25 protein-coding genes and 3 pseudogenes are annotated in these 17,035 nt (G+C 33.2%); 10 read left to right on the top strand and 18 right to left on the bottom strand.

Annotation, left to right across the window (positions count from 1 at the left end; translation table 11 throughout):
• Positions 1-210: 210 nt before the first annotated feature.
• Positions 211-555, bottom strand: a complete 345-nt coding sequence (locus AB3U99_RS11265) for a DUF6176 family protein (protein WP_400247648.1) — start codon at positions 553-555, stop codon at positions 211-213.
• Positions 556-670: 115 nt separating this feature from the next.
• Entirely contained in the window at positions 671-1,138 is a 468-nt protein-coding gene (locus tag AB3U99_RS11260) for an NUDIX hydrolase (protein ID WP_400247645.1), read from the bottom strand.
• A gap of 130 nt (positions 1,139-1,268) precedes the next feature.
• On the opposite strand from AB3U99_RS11260, the gene AB3U99_RS11255 reads away from it, so the two are divergent.
• Entirely contained in the window at positions 1,269-2,090 is an 822-nt protein-coding gene (locus AB3U99_RS11255; RefSeq protein WP_400248036.1) for a sugar nucleotide-binding protein, read from the top strand.
• 392 nt (positions 2,091-2,482) lie between these two features.
• Here AB3U99_RS11255 and AB3U99_RS11250 read toward each other — a convergent pair whose 3' ends face one another.
• The 4 genes and pseudogenes from AB3U99_RS11250 to AB3U99_RS11235 form a co-directional block, all read right to left on the bottom strand.
• Positions 2,483-2,617: a hypothetical protein gene (locus tag AB3U99_RS11250; RefSeq protein ID WP_400247644.1), complete on the bottom strand. Its 135-nt coding sequence runs from the start codon at positions 2,615-2,617 to the stop codon at positions 2,483-2,485.
• Between the two features lie 651 nt (positions 2,618-3,268).
• Positions 3,269-3,574, bottom strand: coding sequence for a hypothetical protein (locus tag AB3U99_RS11245; RefSeq protein WP_400247642.1), 306 nt, complete (start codon positions 3,572-3,574; stop codon positions 3,269-3,271).
• A gap of 2 nt (positions 3,575-3,576) precedes the next feature.
• Positions 3,577-3,807, bottom strand: coding sequence for a hypothetical protein (locus tag AB3U99_RS11240; RefSeq protein ID WP_400247640.1), 231 nt, complete (start codon positions 3,805-3,807; stop codon positions 3,577-3,579).
• Between the two features lie 97 nt (positions 3,808-3,904).
• Positions 3,905-3,979 (bottom strand): annotated as a pseudogene (locus tag AB3U99_RS11235) (SAM-dependent methyltransferase); the annotation flags it as partial.
• Positions 3,980-4,092: 113 nt separating this feature from the next.
• Between AB3U99_RS11235 and AB3U99_RS11230 the strand changes: the two are divergent.
• Both AB3U99_RS11230 and AB3U99_RS11225 read left to right on the top strand, forming a co-directional pair.
• On the top strand, positions 4,093-4,314 hold the full coding sequence (locus AB3U99_RS11230) for a hypothetical protein (RefSeq protein ID WP_400247639.1): 222 nt from the start codon (positions 4,093-4,095) through the stop codon (positions 4,312-4,314).
• Positions 4,315-4,887: 573 nt separating this feature from the next.
• On the top strand, positions 4,888-5,274 hold the full coding sequence (locus AB3U99_RS11225) for a hypothetical protein (RefSeq protein WP_400247636.1): 387 nt from the start codon (positions 4,888-4,890) through the stop codon (positions 5,272-5,274).
• A 101-nt stretch (positions 5,275-5,375) separates the two neighbouring features.
• On the opposite strand, the gene AB3U99_RS11220 is transcribed toward AB3U99_RS11225, so the two are convergent.
• Positions 5,376-5,951 carry a DUF6241 domain-containing protein gene (locus AB3U99_RS11220; RefSeq protein WP_400247635.1) on the bottom strand — a complete coding sequence of 192 codons (576 nt, stop codon included), beginning with the start codon at positions 5,949-5,951 and terminating at the stop codon, positions 5,376-5,378.
• A 210-nt stretch (positions 5,952-6,161) separates the two neighbouring features.
• On the opposite strand from AB3U99_RS11220, the gene AB3U99_RS11215 reads away from it, so the two are divergent.
• From AB3U99_RS11215 to AB3U99_RS11200, 4 genes and pseudogenes are all read left to right on the top strand, one after another.
• A complete protein-coding gene (locus AB3U99_RS11215) occupies positions 6,162-6,464 on the top strand; it encodes a GNAT family N-acetyltransferase (protein WP_400247632.1) in 303 nt (100 codons plus the stop codon).
• Between the two features lie 253 nt (positions 6,465-6,717).
• Positions 6,718-6,912, top strand: a pseudogene (locus tag AB3U99_RS11210) (TetR/AcrR family transcriptional regulator C-terminal domain-containing protein); the annotation flags it as partial.
• 138 nt (positions 6,913-7,050) lie between these two features.
• Positions 7,051-7,296, top strand: coding sequence for a hypothetical protein (locus AB3U99_RS11205; protein WP_400247630.1), 246 nt, complete (start codon positions 7,051-7,053; stop codon positions 7,294-7,296).
• Complete coding sequence (locus tag AB3U99_RS11200) at positions 7,296-7,460, top strand: hypothetical protein (RefSeq protein WP_400247627.1); 165 nt, start codon at positions 7,296-7,298, stop codon at positions 7,458-7,460. Before AB3U99_RS11205 ends, AB3U99_RS11200 begins: the two co-directional genes overlap by 1 nt.
• Before the next feature lie 733 nt (positions 7,461-8,193).
• Here the strand turns inward: AB3U99_RS11200 and AB3U99_RS11195 are convergent.
• Positions 8,194-8,916 (bottom strand): hypothetical protein, encoded by a 723-nt coding sequence (locus tag AB3U99_RS11195; protein WP_400247625.1) that lies wholly within the window; start codon positions 8,914-8,916, stop codon positions 8,194-8,196.
• A 140-nt stretch (positions 8,917-9,056) separates the two neighbouring features.
• Here AB3U99_RS11195 and AB3U99_RS11190 point away from each other — a divergent pair, with 140 nt between their 5' ends.
• Both AB3U99_RS11190 and AB3U99_RS11185 read left to right on the top strand, forming a co-directional pair.
• Positions 9,057-9,518 carry a VanZ family protein gene (locus AB3U99_RS11190; RefSeq protein ID WP_400247622.1) on the top strand — a complete coding sequence of 154 codons (462 nt, stop codon included), beginning with the start codon at positions 9,057-9,059 and terminating at the stop codon, positions 9,516-9,518.
• A 124-nt stretch (positions 9,519-9,642) separates the two neighbouring features.
• On the top strand, positions 9,643-9,885 hold the full coding sequence (locus AB3U99_RS11185) for a hypothetical protein (RefSeq protein ID WP_400247620.1): 243 nt from the start codon (positions 9,643-9,645) through the stop codon (positions 9,883-9,885).
• 12 nt (positions 9,886-9,897) lie between these two features.
• Here AB3U99_RS11185 and AB3U99_RS11180 read toward each other — a convergent pair whose 3' ends face one another.
• The 4 genes from AB3U99_RS11180 to AB3U99_RS11165 are packed head-to-tail and all read right to left on the bottom strand — an operon-like array spanning position 9,898 to position 11,620.
• Positions 9,898-10,353 carry a hypothetical protein gene (locus AB3U99_RS11180; RefSeq protein ID WP_400247618.1) on the bottom strand — a complete coding sequence of 152 codons (456 nt, stop codon included), beginning with the start codon at positions 10,351-10,353 and terminating at the stop codon, positions 9,898-9,900.
• 20 nt (positions 10,354-10,373) lie between these two features.
• Positions 10,374-10,952: a TetR/AcrR family transcriptional regulator gene (locus AB3U99_RS11175; protein ID WP_400247615.1), complete on the bottom strand. Its 579-nt coding sequence runs from the start codon at positions 10,950-10,952 to the stop codon at positions 10,374-10,376.
• A gap of 13 nt (positions 10,953-10,965) precedes the next feature.
• Entirely contained in the window at positions 10,966-11,277 is a 312-nt protein-coding gene (locus tag AB3U99_RS11170) for a DMT family transporter (protein ID WP_400247612.1), read from the bottom strand.
• Positions 11,278-11,281: 4 nt separating this feature from the next.
• Complete coding sequence (locus AB3U99_RS11165) at positions 11,282-11,620, bottom strand: DMT family transporter (RefSeq protein WP_400247610.1); 339 nt, start codon at positions 11,618-11,620, stop codon at positions 11,282-11,284.
• A 219-nt stretch (positions 11,621-11,839) separates the two neighbouring features.
• Between AB3U99_RS11165 and AB3U99_RS11160 the strand changes: the two genes are divergently transcribed.
• Positions 11,840-12,517, top strand: coding sequence for a lysozyme inhibitor LprI family protein (locus tag AB3U99_RS11160; protein ID WP_400247608.1), 678 nt, complete (start codon positions 11,840-11,842; stop codon positions 12,515-12,517).
• A 369-nt stretch (positions 12,518-12,886) separates the two neighbouring features.
• Here the strand turns inward: AB3U99_RS11160 and AB3U99_RS11155 are convergent, their stop codons facing one another.
• The 6 genes and pseudogenes from AB3U99_RS11155 to AB3U99_RS11130 form a co-directional block, all read right to left on the bottom strand.
• On the bottom strand, positions 12,887-13,933 hold the full coding sequence (locus AB3U99_RS11155; RefSeq protein ID WP_400247606.1) for a DUF4179 domain-containing protein: 1,047 nt from the start codon (positions 13,931-13,933) through the stop codon (positions 12,887-12,889).
• Entirely contained in the window at positions 13,926-14,420 is a 495-nt protein-coding gene (locus AB3U99_RS11150) for an RNA polymerase sigma factor (RefSeq protein WP_400247603.1), read from the bottom strand. The genes AB3U99_RS11155 and AB3U99_RS11150 overlap by 8 nt, the downstream gene beginning before the upstream one ends.
• Positions 14,421-14,930: 510 nt before the next feature.
• The gene (locus tag AB3U99_RS11145; protein ID WP_400247601.1) at positions 14,931-15,428 is read right to left on the bottom strand and encodes a GNAT family N-acetyltransferase; all 498 of its coding nucleotides are present in this window, start codon (positions 15,426-15,428) and stop codon (positions 14,931-14,933) included.
• A gap of 171 nt (positions 15,429-15,599) precedes the next feature.
• Positions 15,600-16,286, bottom strand: coding sequence for an acyltransferase (locus AB3U99_RS11140; protein WP_400247598.1), 687 nt, complete (start codon positions 16,284-16,286; stop codon positions 15,600-15,602).
• Positions 16,287-16,388: 102 nt separating this feature from the next.
• Positions 16,389-16,685 (bottom strand): annotated as a pseudogene (locus tag AB3U99_RS11135) (NUDIX hydrolase); the annotation flags it as partial.
• Between the two features lie 23 nt (positions 16,686-16,708).
• The gene (locus AB3U99_RS11130) at positions 16,709-16,882 is read right to left on the bottom strand and encodes a hypothetical protein (RefSeq protein WP_400247595.1); all 174 of its coding nucleotides are present in this window, start codon (positions 16,880-16,882) and stop codon (positions 16,709-16,711) included.
• Positions 16,883-17,035 lie beyond the last annotated feature (153 nt).

Here is a 17,035-nt window from a genome sequence, read left to right as displayed (position 1 = left end):
AATAATCAGTTTAATGGTTTAAGTTGATGAACCATATAACCTAATCCAAGAATATACTATTGTTTTCCTTGCTGCAATATTGAGAAAGCAAATCGAGACGAATGAAAATCTAGTCGGCAATGATTATTTCCATAACAAATACGATAAAAAAATCATAAAGTACCTTTTTTCTCCAGAGTATGAAATAAAGGACCTCCAAAAAGAGATCCTTTACTTCATACTATCTTTCACCTTTTGAGGTATCATAACAACTTCTGTCTTTAAATCAACCGGCTTAAACGTTGCGTCTATGCATTCGTTCCAAAACTCAATATGCTTTTTATCAATCCAGTGCTCCGATTGTTCTACTTCTTGTCCCCCTTCGCCTTGTACCGAATACCAATAGAGATATTCTTCCCCATTCAGCGTTTCTCTAAATATAGTCTCGACAAACATTTTTTCCCCTTCTAATGTGACAAGAACCTCTTTCTTATTATCATTTAAGAAACTTAACCATTCATCCACTCTTTCCGATTTCCCTTTTTTCACTTTAATTCTTGTTAATTCAATGTTCATGTTTCTCCTCCTGTTTGTTACTTTTTATGTATGTGAACAAATTTCAGCTTAGAACGAACAATAAAACCACTGAACTCATAAAGCTAACACTTTTCTAGTATCATCCCTTTGCTTCCTATTCTAATAATGGCCTAAATACTTTCAAATAGCTTTTTAATAAGGATATTTGAATAGGAGACACTGTTATTGATTGTTTTACTATTCGATTTTTATTCTTTAAAAAGTTTTTAATTTGTTTTCTTCTATTAGGTACCATATGGAAAGGTAAATTATTTGGACTAAACCATTCGACTTTTTCTGTTTCGGGTCCTTCTTCTATTGGTATTCCCCCCTTCAATTCTCCCAAGAATAAATATTGCATATCTTCGAATTGTGGTTGAAAATACTCCCCGATTTTCCTTTTAATTCGAATAAAGTATCCAGTTTCCTCTTCTGTTTCACGAACGGCACAGTCTTCTAAGGTCTCTCCCTTTTCCCATTTACCTCCTGGCAAATCCCAAATCGGAAAATCCTTTCGTTTTGTCAATAAGATTTGTCCTTTTTCATTCAGTACAATCGTAAAGCAACCTGTTGTTTTTGCCATTTTACATATCCTCTCAAACTTTCTCTTTTATATGCTAGTATGAATTTTTTATGATAAAATCATTTTAACAGATTTTTCTAAATATACGAAACAGGAGTATTCTTTATGAAAATAATGATATTAGGTTCCACTGGATTTTTCGGTTCGTCCTTTAAATCCTAATTATTACGTTTGCAGCACTTCTCGCTCCAATAATGCATGTACAAATATTTTACAACTAGATATAAGGAACAAACATCAGGTAACACAACTAGTCAATCATATTGATCCAGATGTAGTTATCTGGTCTTTAATGGATGGGGAAAAGGAAAATCATCTTATAGAAGTTGGTCTCAACCATTTATTATCTGCCATTTCAAAAGAAACTAAATTAATATATTTATCAACAGACGCCATTTTTGTAGATGGTAAAGGTAACTATGCTGAAACAGATCAACCAGGATTTCTTCCTAGTGAAGCTCCTTTATCTACATATGTAAATGCCAAACACTTTGGGGAAGACTTAATCCTTGCAAATCATGCAAACCATGTCCTTATTCGTACTGGTCCCCTATATGGCGAAGATGCCAATCACATGATTGAAACCAGAACACAGCGCATCATTCATGAGATAAACACAAATGGATATGCGAATGCTGCTGCCGACACGTTCAAATCCTTTGTTCATATTGATGATTTGGCAAAAGCAATAATCGAAATGATAGAAATGGATTTCACAGGAATTATACACGTTGGTCCAAAACAGAAGGAAAGCTATTATTCTTTTTATTTAAAAAGACTTTCGCAGATTGGATTTGATTCTACCAATCTTTTTCCCTTTAACATTAGCAAGTTTGAAAACCCTTATCATTCTTTTGATACATCATTAAACACACAAAAAGCTACCAGCCTACTGTCAACCCACTTTCGGAATATGGATGAACCAAACGGTATAAAAAAAGATGAATTATAATGATACATATTATGAAAGTAAACGAAAGTCATGTGGAAGGGATTTCGAGAGTATGTTTAGAAAGTTTGCGGGTCACTTGATATGCTATCTAATAAATTCCTCGAGATAATAATTCAAGCCTAATTATATTTATCTAATGTTATTAGGCATTTTTCTCAATGCAACAGAAAGTCATACCTCGTTATCTATTACTAAATCAAATATTTTACAATCATTAAATCCTCTTTTTCATTCGATATGCAAACAAAAACGGAATTAACGGCAGTACTACCACTATTTTCAACCAATTTTCTGCTCCAAGAAAATAGAGTGATGGGATTAAAAGAAGTATCCCACTAATGAATAAAGGCTTTCCAGGATACCTTCCAAAAACCAATTATGCGTAATAGGCATTAGACACTGACTAATAACCAGCATAGCAATCCGAACCAAAACAATTCCATAATGATTCCTCCTATTAAGCTACTTTGTTTGAAGCAAAATACTATCATCGTCTTATGATCGATTTCATTTAATTGGAAAATCAATCGACTTTCTCCTGTTTATTGTTTTATAATTCTAAATATAAAATGATAATTTCAAGAATATTACAGTAATTAATAAATTATATTATCACTTATAATAATTGAAGTGTTATAGAATGTGACACAAAGAGGTTTTATCATGCCGGCAAATAAATTGTCCTATATTTGTGTAGCTATAAATATTATAGGAATTCTGTGTTTCTACATTGCTTCTACTTTCCATTTCTTAGCTGATTTGTTTGGTATCTTAATCTTACTAATGATCGGTGCTACTCCAATTGTCTCCTTTATTGGAATACTTCTTGGTATAGGCGCTATTGTACTTAAAGAACCTTTTCTCAAATGTATTACTGCGATAATTTTAAACTTCGTGTTTCTTTTGATGTTCTTCAATGGTTTTTTGATTTTGAAGTAATATAAACTATAGGTCACACGACTCCCCGGAAAATCTTGTTTCTCTGAAATGGTTCACGGAATATTTAAACATTTGAAAACGAGAAAACCAACCTATTCCGTCGCAAGCAAAAGGCTGGTTCTCAATGAATATAATATTTAATTGACAACAACACACTGACGGTAGAGGCTATAGGAAAAGTTGGTCGTTCACTTCTCTTTTTCTTTACAAAGCTTATAACAATTGCTTTCAAGTATGTGTCATGCTAAAGACTTTTGATGAGGGTGGCGTATTAAAAAAATCTCAATTTCATTTGTTGTTATTCTGTAAAAAACTTTGTAAGGATCTGATTTTCCAACAGAAACTAGAACCATTCGTAGGTCTACAGGCATTTTTTGAATGAGAACATGACGACCAGGAATATATATTGATAAATCTTGTTTTGCAAAAAACTTTTGAATGGTGTCTTTTAAGTAGGGTGCAATTGGTGGCAGTTCTATACTACCTCTCCAACGATCTAATGCTAATAATGAAGTAATTGCTGACCTTCTCCAAACTATTTTCATGTTTAGCTCTTTAACATTCTATTGATTTCTTCATCTGATAGTATTGGATTATCTTGATTCAAAGCCGCTCTTAATTGCTTTTCTTCTTCTGGATCAGTAACTTCATAGCAATCATCGTTACCAACGTCTTCTACTTCCATCAACAAAAATTTTTTCTTCCCAACTTGGATGTATGAATGACCAGTTTGAATTGCTTTTTTTATGTCATCATGTTCAATTCTTATAGGCTCCATTAACATCACCAACTTTAATTTATTTAGTTTTATTATACATGATTTATTCAATGAAATAAAATGCTTAATCAAATTTGTAAAAATGTCTCATTAATAAAGGAATCCCTTTCTCCCGATTACCATAAAAATCATTCCAAAACTGAGTAGACTCTCTTAATAAGGAATCTAGCATCTTATAAATCGTTTTGTTCACAAGTAACCATCCTTCCAATTAATTCGTCCTTTAATTGCATTCGAAGTGAATTTTTATAATATTTAGATTACAATATAGTAAGAGGTGATGTTATGAACTTGTGGATCGTAGTATTTATTCTTTTTGTAGTAATAGGCTTGGGATTGACTCTTATCGGCTGCAATAAAAAGTCTATTCTTACCATGTTCTTTGGATTAATATTTTTAATGGTACCTATTTTCTATACTGTTCCGTGGTTAAAGCATTTTGTTGCATTTATACCTCCAATCGCTATGGGCATTGCATATCTAGCGAAGAAGTTAAAGACTGCCTAAAGATACCTTTATCGGAGGTATCTTTTTATGCACTCATACATCGCAATAAACACAAGCTATACCAGAAGCAATCTTGCTTCATAGAAGGTTTTGAGCAGTTTATTAGTCTTGTCTGGTTCTTCTGAAATTAGATTTACAATTCATCTTTGGCTAATAATTAGACATTTATTTCATGGTTACATATTCTTTTTTACACGATAGGCAAATAAAAATGGGAGTATCGGTATAATCACTAATAATCTGAGCCAATTTTCCGCCCCTATAAAATAAAGCTTGGGACTAAAAAGAGGATCCCACTGATTAAAAGAATTTTCCAAGATCTCCGCCATAATCCTAAAGGAAATAATAAGAATCCTATACCAATTAACAACCAGAATTGTAGACCGAACCAGTAGAAATCCACTCCATTTCCTCCTTTTCCCTTCCTATTCTCTAATACTGCTTGATACAAATTAATTTTCACTGCTTTTTTCGCTGGAATCAAAGCTCCGTACATTCTTCATACAGATCCGTATATATCCCGTTTTTGAACAAATAATAATCATCATAAAACATCCCTAGGAGATTTTTATTATGAGAACACTTTTTTTATTATTACTACTTTTCACATCATTTCATACTGTCACAGCTGCAACCACCATAACAGAAAACCTTCCTCCAAATGCAAAGCCTACATTAACAGAGTCTGCCTTTTTAAGATTTCTCGGACCAACTATTCTTGAAATCATGGAGAAGCATGGTGATAACCAGCTTTATATGGATGAAAAAATAGAATCGATTACTTTTAACGAACAAGAAGATTCGTATGATGTGACATTACATGTAATCGGTTTCGAAGGAGCCCATGATCAACCTTATAATTTCATTCGAATGGTCATTCGTATTCCTGGTAGGGAAAATAACACGGGTTACTATGATGTCATTTCCTATAAGAATCATTTACCTGATAAAGTAAAATAGTATTTAGACTTTTTATAAACCTATCGTTTTAATTTAAAGTGCTTCTAAGATAGGACCATCATCAAAGCGACTAATCTTTTTTCTCCATAAGAAAATTGAAATCATTCATTTTCATCTTCATCTTTTTTATTTTTGAACGTTTTCTCGATAAACTCTCGCTCCTCTTCTTCACTCAATATTCCAGTTGCTTTCCCGATTGTTCCATCTTGGAGCCTCCACAAGGTATTGTGATCCTCATCTGCTGTCTGAAAATCTCCTGCTTTCCATTTTAACAAAATTTCCAATAAAGTATCTTTATTTTCGTAAGTGCTATATTTTACGATGTTATATAGCATGTCTATTCTCTCATCTGTCATTTGAACCGCTCCCCATTTTTCATCGGCTCGTACTTTTTGATGAGTCATTTCGTGCATGGTCGATATAACCCGATACTCATGCCAATATTCATAATCAATTTTGCTAATGTCCACTTCTGCTTCCTTTTCTGTACTTTTACTTGCTTCAATACTTTTATCGATTGCCTCTCCCTCTACCGATACAACGGATCCCTCAATTGTATCGGTGGAAAAATGAAGATATAGTCCGTATGTACCAAAGCCGATTAGTAATAGTAGAGCAATACTCCATATAGAATATTTAGTCCAGCTTTTCCTTTTACTTCTTTTTGATTCATCCATTTACCTTCACCTAACCCTATTTGTTTTATATGGAGAGTTTCTTTCTTTGTAATTTGACCGGTTCTATTATGTATTTGTTAAATCTGACTAAAAATTGTTCCCATTCCTAATGCGATTAATCCCATATGGAAAATTCTGATAATACTAGTTTAGCATGGAATATTGCTAATGAGGAAATGGATAATCGATTGAACTCCTCTTTAACGTTAGTTGCAGAATACAAGGACAAATAACAGGATACGCCTTTTTTCAGGCGACTTATCGAAGAAAGATATCTACTTAGAGTTCATCTATATTCATTCAAGTTTCCAAGGACAAGGAATTGGCAAACAATTATTAAACACAGGAATTAATTATTACAGGAATCCAAGTACTCTCTCGTTAACGGTTTATAAGGGAAATCCGAATATAGTATTCTATGAAAAAGAAGGATTTAAGGTTGTTAAGGAAAATACCGGTGATTTCTATGGACATCCGATGGTATACAATATGATGGCTAAAGATTTAAAATAAGGGATTAGTACCTGTAAGATGAAAAAAAACTGTCCCAAGTGGTAAATAAACTTGGGACATTTCCTTAATAGCATGGTCATACTTTATTCATTGTTGGTTTTCTAGTTAATGGTTGAGCTTGTTCTTTAGGCTGTACTTTCGTCTTTGCTTTTGATGATACAAAGAAAGTTAATATCAATGCCACAACAGCTAAAATGGTTATGAAATAATACGCATCACTTGAGCTGTTCTCTTCGAACACAACGGCTTTAAGAAAAAATTACAAATGATTTTAAAGGATTCGATTGTCCTCCAACGTGTTAGAGAAAATTCCGACAGTAAGGAAATCGTTTTATCAATGGATATACTTGCTTCCTCTACCTTGGGAATCATTATGTGGTGGCTTAAAGACGGGGTTCATTTTAGTTCTGAATATATTGCAGATCAAATGATTGAATTGTATCGATAGACCTTTAGAATCAAATAGGGAAGGCAGTAAAACAATACCTCCCCTACTTCATTTTTTATCTATGTTTTTAAAGAACATAATTGAGTATTAATTTCGTAGTTTAATCGTTTATAATAAGATAAAAAGGAGGGATTTATTATGAAGTGGCAAGAAGTTAGGGAATTATTTCCTAATCAATTTGTATTACTATCAGTACTCGACTATCATGAGGAAAATGGAAAAAAAATAATCGATGAAGTAGCACCCATTCTCTCTATTTCAAGTGAAAACGCTAACAAAGAGTTCTTTAAAGTAAAACCAGGCAACATTGTTTACCATACATCGAACGAGAGATGTATTGTCCATATTCGTAAAGACCCGTTATTAAGAGCGAGACGAATTTAATGCAAATTTCATCTGATGGACAACTCCTAACAACATCTCTCATTATTACTTTTCGCGGAAGAATACTACAAGTGAATGATATTATTATTGATACAGGCTCATCTCACACAGTTATTAGCCCAGATATTTTAGAAGAGATAGGGGTATTATATGAAAATTTATGAAGCCTATGGCATAGTTGGCTCAGTGCCTTTTCATCTAAAATAATGGATGAAATTCAAATTGATATGTTTATAGTAAAGGACATTGAAGTTGATGTAGGAATTCTCCCCAAAAATCATAAAGGACTTCTAGGGTTAGATAGTTTATTGACCTACAATTTTATAATAGATATGAACAAGTTAGAATTATCCCCCCTCAAAGAAATAGAATGAAGTTTAATAGAAAAATCTACTCTTTCCACGAATATACACTTCTCATTCATCTCAAACTCATGTTATAAATAGAACACATATGAGAAAGACTTGCTTTCATACTTAATTGCTTATTCGATTATTCAGTTCATTACTATAATAGTTCTAATAATTTCAGAATCTATATCGCCTAGTTTTGAAAAACGGAGTTCATTTTATCTCTGAATATATAGCTTATCAGATGATTGAATTGTATCGATAGATATAAAAGAGAAGGCTGTAGAAACAACCTTCTCTCATTTGTTTATTTAGTACTCTCGTCTATGCTTTTTGCAGAACCTGTAAATGGATTAATCTCGTACGTTAAATATCTGCCAGCTATCTTTTCTTCGGCAGTGATCATCCTACCTAAAGAAGCATAATAAAAAACAACGGCACCAAACGCTAAAATTCCACCATAGCCTCAAACCAAAAGACCATCAACTTTCATCTCCTCACTTTACAAGGCTATTATTCTCTACCTTCGTATTTATCAAAATAACCTTCAATTCCCTTTAGCTAATATAAACGCCATAAAACTAGGATCTGGTTTAGCTTCCTTTATTCCTTTTGCAGATTGAAGAAAAATAGTCTTCTCCTTTTCATAATATACCGTTATTTTCAAATTTTCTAAATCCATTAATTTTGTATGCTTTCTACTAATAGTCGTTTCTTTTGAATCATATGCTTCGTTATTTATAAACTGGACTATTTCGCTAATGGCTGCTTTATCTGTTATTTCTACAGCATAGTGTTCAGAGTCATTTTGATATATACGAATCTTCTCTGGTTTTTTCTTCAACCATACTGTACTATCTAGAATGTCCCGCTTATCAAACATTACTTCTGTTTGCTTTTCTGCCTTATTATACGAGGCAGATAGAGACAGTTCACCGTCAAATCCTTCTTTCCTCCAAGTTGAATAAAATCCAGACCAATCATTTGCTGAATCATTATCCTCAAGCGCTGAGCCTTTAACCTCTACTTTCCATCCGTGCTTCGGAAGTTCTTGATCGTAGTATTCATAAATATCCTCCCATCTATTTCCATTCATAATATAACGGTGTTCAGTTGGTTTAAGTCCAGCGTATAGAGGGATATCTTTCTCTTGTTCAGGAATAATAGTCATTCCCTTATATGTGTCATCCGTTACTTTTTGATAAACAACGAAACCAGTAACAAGGATAATAAAAATAAATCCATATAGAACAAACCTGTTTTTAAACATTTGAGTTCTCCTTTTCCATTACTTTTCACTATTCTCTCTAATTATAGTATAATATTTCCATAAATGACATCTTGCATTTTTCGAAAATTCCTTTATTTACGAAAAAGTTTATCTAAACTAAAATGTATCAGGAGAAATGAATGAAAAAATTTTTAAAGATTATCATAAGCCTCAGTCTTATTATTTATTTATACGTATTAGCCATTCTATTATTCTTTAACAGAACGGGATGGACAGAAATGACTTTAATAGATTATATTATGTTCTCCTCTAATATCGTCCCTTTTAAAACGATAAGTATGTACATACAAGCTATTTTTCATGGCAATATGAACTTAGACATTCCTATTAAAAATCTTTTCGGCAATTTATTTATGTTTTTACCAATGGGTTTGTATCTCCCTTATTTCATAAAAAGAACAAAACAAGTCAGTGTCTTTTCAATTGTATTTTTGTCTATTTTATTTCTAATTGAATTCAGCCAGTTACTAATACGAAGAGGAAGCTTCGATATCGATGATTTTATCCTTAATACGATTGGTGCTTTAATCGGTTTCACTATTTGGAAAAAATTATTTAAACGGAACGCCATGCGAGGTTGAAGAAGATTTGCCAGCTTACTATGGGGATTTTCTATAAATACTTTCATAAAAAATTGGAAATAACCTCCATTCCATTTCGAAATATTGTATAATACACTTACTACAAAATAATGGAGGGCTACAAATGACTAAAAATGGATGGGTGTCCCTACTTATGGTTGGTATTTGTATTCTATTATCCTTTTTTCTCAGCGCCAAAAATGCAGGCATTTTCTTCTTATTATTTGGTATTTTATCTTTAAATGGAATGGTATGTGCTATCTTGTCTAAGAAATGGAGCAATATTATTCTTGGGGTCCTTTTAAATGTTGCATCAGGTCTTATTTTTACATTATTAGCATTTGCAATGGGATTTGGTGAGGCTTAACTACTATTCTAATTAATATATTTCCATTTGAGCATCTTTTGGGCTTACACTTTTGATAAAGGAGATTTCCTTTTCAATAACATCGGGAACAAAGATCTCTGTTCCCCAATGACTGGAATGAAATACAATACTCTCTTCCTTTAGTAAATTCACCGTAAACCACTTTAACTCTCCATCTTTATTTGTTTTGCTGTTGCATAAATAATGGGAAAATGCAGCTGTTGTCTTCCCATGAAATATCGTTAAATTATCCTCTTTCCGTATTTCAATTTCAGGATAAAACTGTGATTTGATTTCTTCTATAATATTCTTTTCTTCATTCCAGCAATGAATTTCAACACAATCCGATTTTCGTAAAAAGTAATCCACTACATGAAGCCAATAATTATAGTTTCCTATTACAGTCTTTGGGAAGCTAGAATTTTCTTCCGTATACACCGGAATATATATAATAATATTCTTTTGCAAAATTCCCTTCCCCCCTTTTTTTATCTCGAAACACCCTTCCAGAAAACCTCCCACAATGCTTCTAATTTATCATCCACTCTTTTTCCCGAATTAAAATAAACAATTTCCACCATGATTGCGATGATTATTCCTGTAAAAGCGGAGTTGAAAGTGTTTGCATCTTTTATAGAAAGCTGCCCTTTTTCTATCCATTTCACACACTTTTGGCCAATTAAATGCTCCTGGAAATTCTCTGCTTCTGTTACTTCTGTTTGAATGACATCATACAAATGCATCGGCGGGAAAAAGCCCATTCTTAGCCAAAATTTCAGCATTTCATTTTCCTGAAACATTCCTTTTACGTAAAGTAAGTAATGATAGAGAAACGTTTCTGGATTGCTACTATCTTCTTTTTCAAAGAATTGCTGTTTACGCTCGATTTCCTCTGCCTTTGCTTCTTTTAATACTTCGAGAAAAAGGTCATCTTTTCCTTTGAAATGGGAATAAATCGACGCTTTTTTAATGCCCGCTTCTTCTGCAATTTCGGAAAGAGATGCTCCTTCAAATCCATTTTGTAAAAAAAACTTAATTGCCGCTTTTTTTATTTCTTCTTTTTTCACGAAAGTCTCTCCTTTATGAGATTAGTTTCAAACCGACTGCAGCACAAAGAATCATTGCAATAAATAAGATTCTTTTCCAATCCTTTGGCTCTCCGTATACAAACATCCCTAAGATGGCGGATCCTACTGTTCCTATTCCTGTCCACACGCCATATGCTGTTCCCATTGAAATAGTTTTCATTGCATAGGTTAATAATGCAAAGCTACACATAAAACCAATAGTCAAATAAAGGAGCGCATCCCATTTTTTCATCGTTAACCGTTTTATATTGATGACACCTATTATCTCACAACACCCTGCTGCAATTAAAGCTAGCCATGCCATTGTTTTAAGCCTCCTCTTTATTTGTCGCTTCATCTGTTACCATTTTTAAGCCAATTACCCCTATTAGTAAAACGAGAATCAATACTATTTTCACTAGATTAATTGGTTCCTTAAACAGAATGATTTCCGCAATCACTGTTCCAGCTGTCCCCAACCCAGTAAACACTGCGTAAACCGTACCAATAGGCAAATATTTGGTTGTATAGATTAATAGATAAAAACTAATAATGATTGCGAGAATGGTTCCAGTCCATTCTAAAAAAGTGGATGCATGTTTTAGGCCTGAAACCCAAGCAACCTCCACAAATCCCGCACTAAAAACCATTAGCCAATACTTATTCACACTCAAATCCTCCTTTTATATAAACTACCGACCGTTCGGTAGTTATTGTGTCACATAATTAGTACTGCGTCAAGAAACAAGCTAATTTGGTTCATTTTTTTAAGTATGATAGAATAATAAATAAGGAACTTACCATAATTTGGAGATTGCAATAATGAAAAAAAGGAGAATAAATAGGAAGCTATTTATATCTTTAAAAAAGAGATCGGAGTTGTAAAAATGAAGACATGTAAAACTTGTATGGCAGCAATCCTATTGGTTATTTTACTAATGGGAATGTCTGCTTGCAGTAATTCATCTAATGAAACTACCTCAAGCAATAATCAAACGGAACCAGAGAATATAGAAGAAAGTACAGACAATGCATCTGAGAATATTGCGGATCCCACTCCTAGTGATCAAAATGAATCAGATGAAGCCGCTAATAATAATAATGATTCGAAACTAGAGAATAATATAGAGGAAAAAAGGCAAGAAAGCTTAGCTTCTATTCAAAAAGAGCTTGATGCATTGCCAGATAAGATTGCGGGAAACAAACAAGTTTTTCTAGAAAGATTAGATAATCTCCAGAAAGAGCTGGATACATTACCAGATAAAGAGGGTTCCGATTCAGGTGCTACAAACGCAATGAAAAATTACTACGGGATTTCTTATGAAAAGTATGACGAAGCACTGAATGCTATTTATGCAACATTAAAAAAAGACTTGTCATCAGAGACGATGCAGGATTTACAAACTAAACAGCTGAAATGGATTGATCAAAAAGAAGCAAAAGCGGAGGAAGAAAGACTAAAATATAATGGAGGCACCTTTGAATATGTCGCATTATATATCTCTTTATACGAATCAACAAAAGAAAGATGTTATGTATTAGTGAATGAGTATATGACGGATTAAAGGAAGGCTGGGACATAAGTATTCCAGTTATAGATAAAAACGAATAATCACACGAAAGTTACATATGATTATTCGCATTTGTTGTTAATTTTGTAAAAGGCTGTTTCAGTAAATTCGGTGGTATTGCCCGCAGCCTGAATACACTTCGCTTTCCATGGGGCGAGCGGTGAGCCTCCTCAGCTTCGCCTCCGGGGTCTCACCTTTCTCGCAGCTCCCATAGGAGTCTACGTGTATTCAGGCTGCTCTGTTTTTCCTATTAATTAATTTTTTTCTATTTCAATATTAGTTTTTACACTTGACTATATTTAAAAACTAAATTAAAGATTGTTCGTCTTTACAGATTGGCAATTTAGTTTTGTCCTAATATTTTTAGTTTATTTTCTTATTATCTTTACTGTTTACAATAATGCTATACTCTTCATTAGCAAGTATGTCCGCTATCTCATCGGATTCCAAGAACTCTACTATTACTCCTTCAATTTCAGCTCCGAGTTGTTTAGCGGCAGGATTGGAACTTAACTCCGACGTACTAATAATGAATGTCAATGGTACCCTTTTATAGCTTACACCTGTTACCTTGTATTCTTTTTTGGATAATAGACCTTCTGCAATGGCTGATTTGACGGGTGCCATATTATCAGCAACTCTGAATTCAACCCTTGTATTCGTCGGAATAATCCGGTAATCTTTATAATGATTTGCATTTGTCACCTCTAGTCCAGCCTTTTCCACCTTTTTCTCAATAGATTGGAAATATTTTTTATCCCCGACAATATTGATAAAAATAGCGTTTTCCGTAGGATCAACCTGGACCATATCAAATTTATAATCTAATTGCATCATTTTTTCTTCTACTTTTTGCTCTAGTAATTGCTTTTCTGCATTTTCCTCTTCATTAAGAACATAATCTGTTCGTTCTTTAAATTCATCTACCTTCACTGTATAAGCATCATACCCTTTTTCGTTCAGTTTGTTTACAGCAATCTTTTTCACTTCATTTTTCACTTCTTTATAATAATCCGAACCTTTAATAGTTATCATAATCTTTTTTTGAGGATCATATCCAATTCCTATCCCTTCAATTTCATACCCTTTATCTACTAATTCCTCATAAATGACTGTCATAATCGATTTCGATTGAAAAACAGACCCTAAATAAGGGATAGAAGAAATTACTTTTGCCATCGTTGGGGAAACAAGAGCAGAACTGAAAAATATAATCATTAAAACAGCTACCGTACCCCAAGACACAATCCTTTTCTTACGCTTTGACCAAGTTTTTTTATTACTTGATGAGTTATTTAGACCAGGGTTTGAATTTTCTTTCTTTGCTTTTTGCATCCCTAAAATGACTCTATTATGTAAATCCTCAGGTATTTCAATCTTATCTAATTCTTTTCTGATTTTATTATCCATACATATCTTCCCTCCTTACTTTTTTCCGCAGTTTCTCAAGTGCTCGATATAATACTGACTTGACTGTGCTTAATGGCGAATTTAGAAGGTCGGAAATCTGATGAAATGTGTAGCCTTGGTAGAACTTCAGCAACACTACTGTCTTTTCCTCTTCATTCAATATATCCAATAAATCTTGCAAGGAAATGGATAGTGGAATATCTTCCTTTTTAGAACTTGGAGATTCTATTATTCCTTCCACCTGTAAATAGACCAATTTCTTGTTTTTTCTTAATAAATCAATGGCACAGTTAATAGCAATTCTTATTACCCACGTTTTAAATAAGGTAAAGTCCTTCACACTACTAAATTTTTGAAAAGAACGAAAGGCTGTTTCTTGTACAATATCTAGTGCATCTTCTTTATTTTTGACATAAACATAAGCCATTCGATAAATATCATGCTCATATTGTTGAAAAAGCTTTAAAAAGGCTGTTTCTTTTTCCATTTGTTGCTCCATTTCGGTACTTATGGGACTCACCTACTTTCTTACTTCTATCTATTAGACGACTTAAGTTGTAATTTGGCCGAAGCTTTTTTATTTTTTCCATGGCTCTGTTATTATTCCATGTTGATTTTCTAGTAGCATGAGAACAAATAAGCAATAAGCGGAGAATATCCGGCTAATGTACAAGAATGAGCATAACTAGCGGATATAAACGGAGATATTCCGATTAACTGTTGAAAATAAGACAAAATCCAAAGATATGGCTACGATAAACGGAAAGACCTCCTTTATTTTTAAGAAAATATGTGTATTTCTCAATTTAATCGGAATTATTCCGTTTATTTTTCAAACACAGTTCAATTATCAATTATAGTAAAGCCTTTTCCAATAAATAAACCGAGTGCCACCTCGGTAGTTTGCTTCCTTCTATCGATTACCTGAATTTCCCCTATAGCCTATCCAGTATTAAAATATATATCTTCTTTTACAACATTTCATGATACCTATAATTTAATAAGATTTTAAATCTAATTCCATAAATCTCGCCTCTTTAATCGGAATATATACATATGGCTCAATATCATAAAATCCCATTGATTCATATAAACTTTGTGCTTTCTTCATCGTTGAAAGGGTATCTAATCTTATATATTCATATTTCAGCCGTTTAGCTTCATCAATAATCACTTCAATAAGACCTTTTCCAATTCTATATCCCTTAAATTCATCACGAACATATAATCTTTTCATTTCAGCTATACCGTCCTTAATATTGCGAAGTGCCACACATCCTGCACCCTTCTCATTAACCATTGCGACAATTATTATTCCCTCAGGGGGTGCATACTTTCCTGGCAATGTATTTAGTTCTGTATCAAAACCTTGGAAATCAAGGTCTATATTTAGAGAATGAGCATATTCTAAAAAAAGTTTTTTCACTTCTTCCATCATTCCATCATCAAGGATTCGCTTAAATTCAATCCTATTCTCCTTGTTTCCAACGGCCATTATTAAAATCCCCCTTGGTATTTAACTATTCCTTTACTCCCCATCAATAGTGGACTATTCCCACCAATAATAACGCAATTATCAGACTATTCCACCACTAATCTACAAAAAAAGCGATCAAAGATGATCACCTCTTTATGCTTAAACTATATAATTCTAACCTGATATGTATTATCTAGCCCACCCTACATTTTCTCTCACAATTTTAGCTGGATACCCTGCTATTGTGCAATTCTTCTCTATGAATTTTTTCGTCACACAGCTATTATAGCCGACGATGCAATCATCTGCTATTTCGGTGCCTTTTAGGATATCTACATTTGCTCCTACCCAAATATGATTACCTATTGTGACAGGCTCTGTGTTTTTGTCTTTGCTATTATCCAAGATATTATAAATCGTATGTCCATTGGAATCTCTTACACTAACACTCCATCCAAATAAGACATTATCGCCTATTTCAATCCTTTCGCGGCATGCAAAAAAGCAGTTTCGATTACAGTCAAAGTTTTCCCCGAAGACTAAAGTCCCCTTGTCCACTCGAATGGAAACTCCGCTCGCAAAATTAGCTTTCCCATTGAAAATTAATTTTCCTTCTTTTTTTACGCAAATAAATCCGCTGTTCTTTAATGATTGATTGACTCCATCTGACCCATTTGTAAAATTAACTTTAATCATAAATCGCGTTATTTTACCATTGATCACACAGGTACCCTTACTAACATCCGCAATTTTTGTATTATAAGAAATTAAGATAGGTAGTTTTATTGCTTGTTTAAACGGAAACGCTTTAAAGTTAAAATATAGTGTTTTAGGCATTGAAAATAATAGCTTGATCAATAACATTACTTTTCTCATTTGCACTCTCCTGAACTATTCATTGTTATATACCCATATTACCAAAGGTGTAATGAGGAAAGTGCAAAGCTTTTATTAATTCTATATGTATTTCTTGTAAACTTATATCGTACCTTGATTATAATAAGGCACCTTTCCCAGCAAAAGTTCACTAATACCATCTGCATAATAAGAAACCAATTTATCCGCTTCTTCTATATGGAACCACTGAAGCTGCAGTATTTCCCCTGGCATTCTAATTCCTTCCATCCCACCAACAATTTCTCCTTCAAACGTAAAAAAGATAGCGTGATTATTTCTTTTTAAAAACTTCCCTTCATTAATCGCGACTATTTTACCTGGTTTTATAATCAAGCCTGTTTCCTCTTCTACTTCCCGAATAACGGCTTCTTCTAATGATTCTCCCGTTTCTTATCTTCCACTTACTTAGGAGTCTGCTTATTTTTTGTGTGAATCAAGAAGTATGAGCTTCCTCCCACCATGTATCCTCCAATAATGGAAAGCGCTGTTCCGACGATAACCCATTTCGTGGATAAATATATTCCTGACATAAATAAAAATACGCCAACCGCTATGAAGATTGGAACTTTTTTCATTTTCTCCTCCCATTCATCTAAAAAAAAATTTCCGTAGATAATACCATTTGGTACTAATTTTCCCTATATTTATTCATACGTATATGGAACAAATTGGTTTCATTTATAATAGCTTTTCTCATTGTTCCTTAGACAACAATATCCTCCTTTGTT

This window comes from Niallia tiangongensis (assembly GCF_044704065.1).
Classification (GTDB): domain Bacteria; phylum Bacillota; class Bacilli; order Bacillales; family Cytobacillaceae; genus Niallia; species Niallia tiangongensis.
Note: the sequence above shows the minus strand (reverse complement) of the source record. Positions and strands in the feature narration are given on the sequence as shown.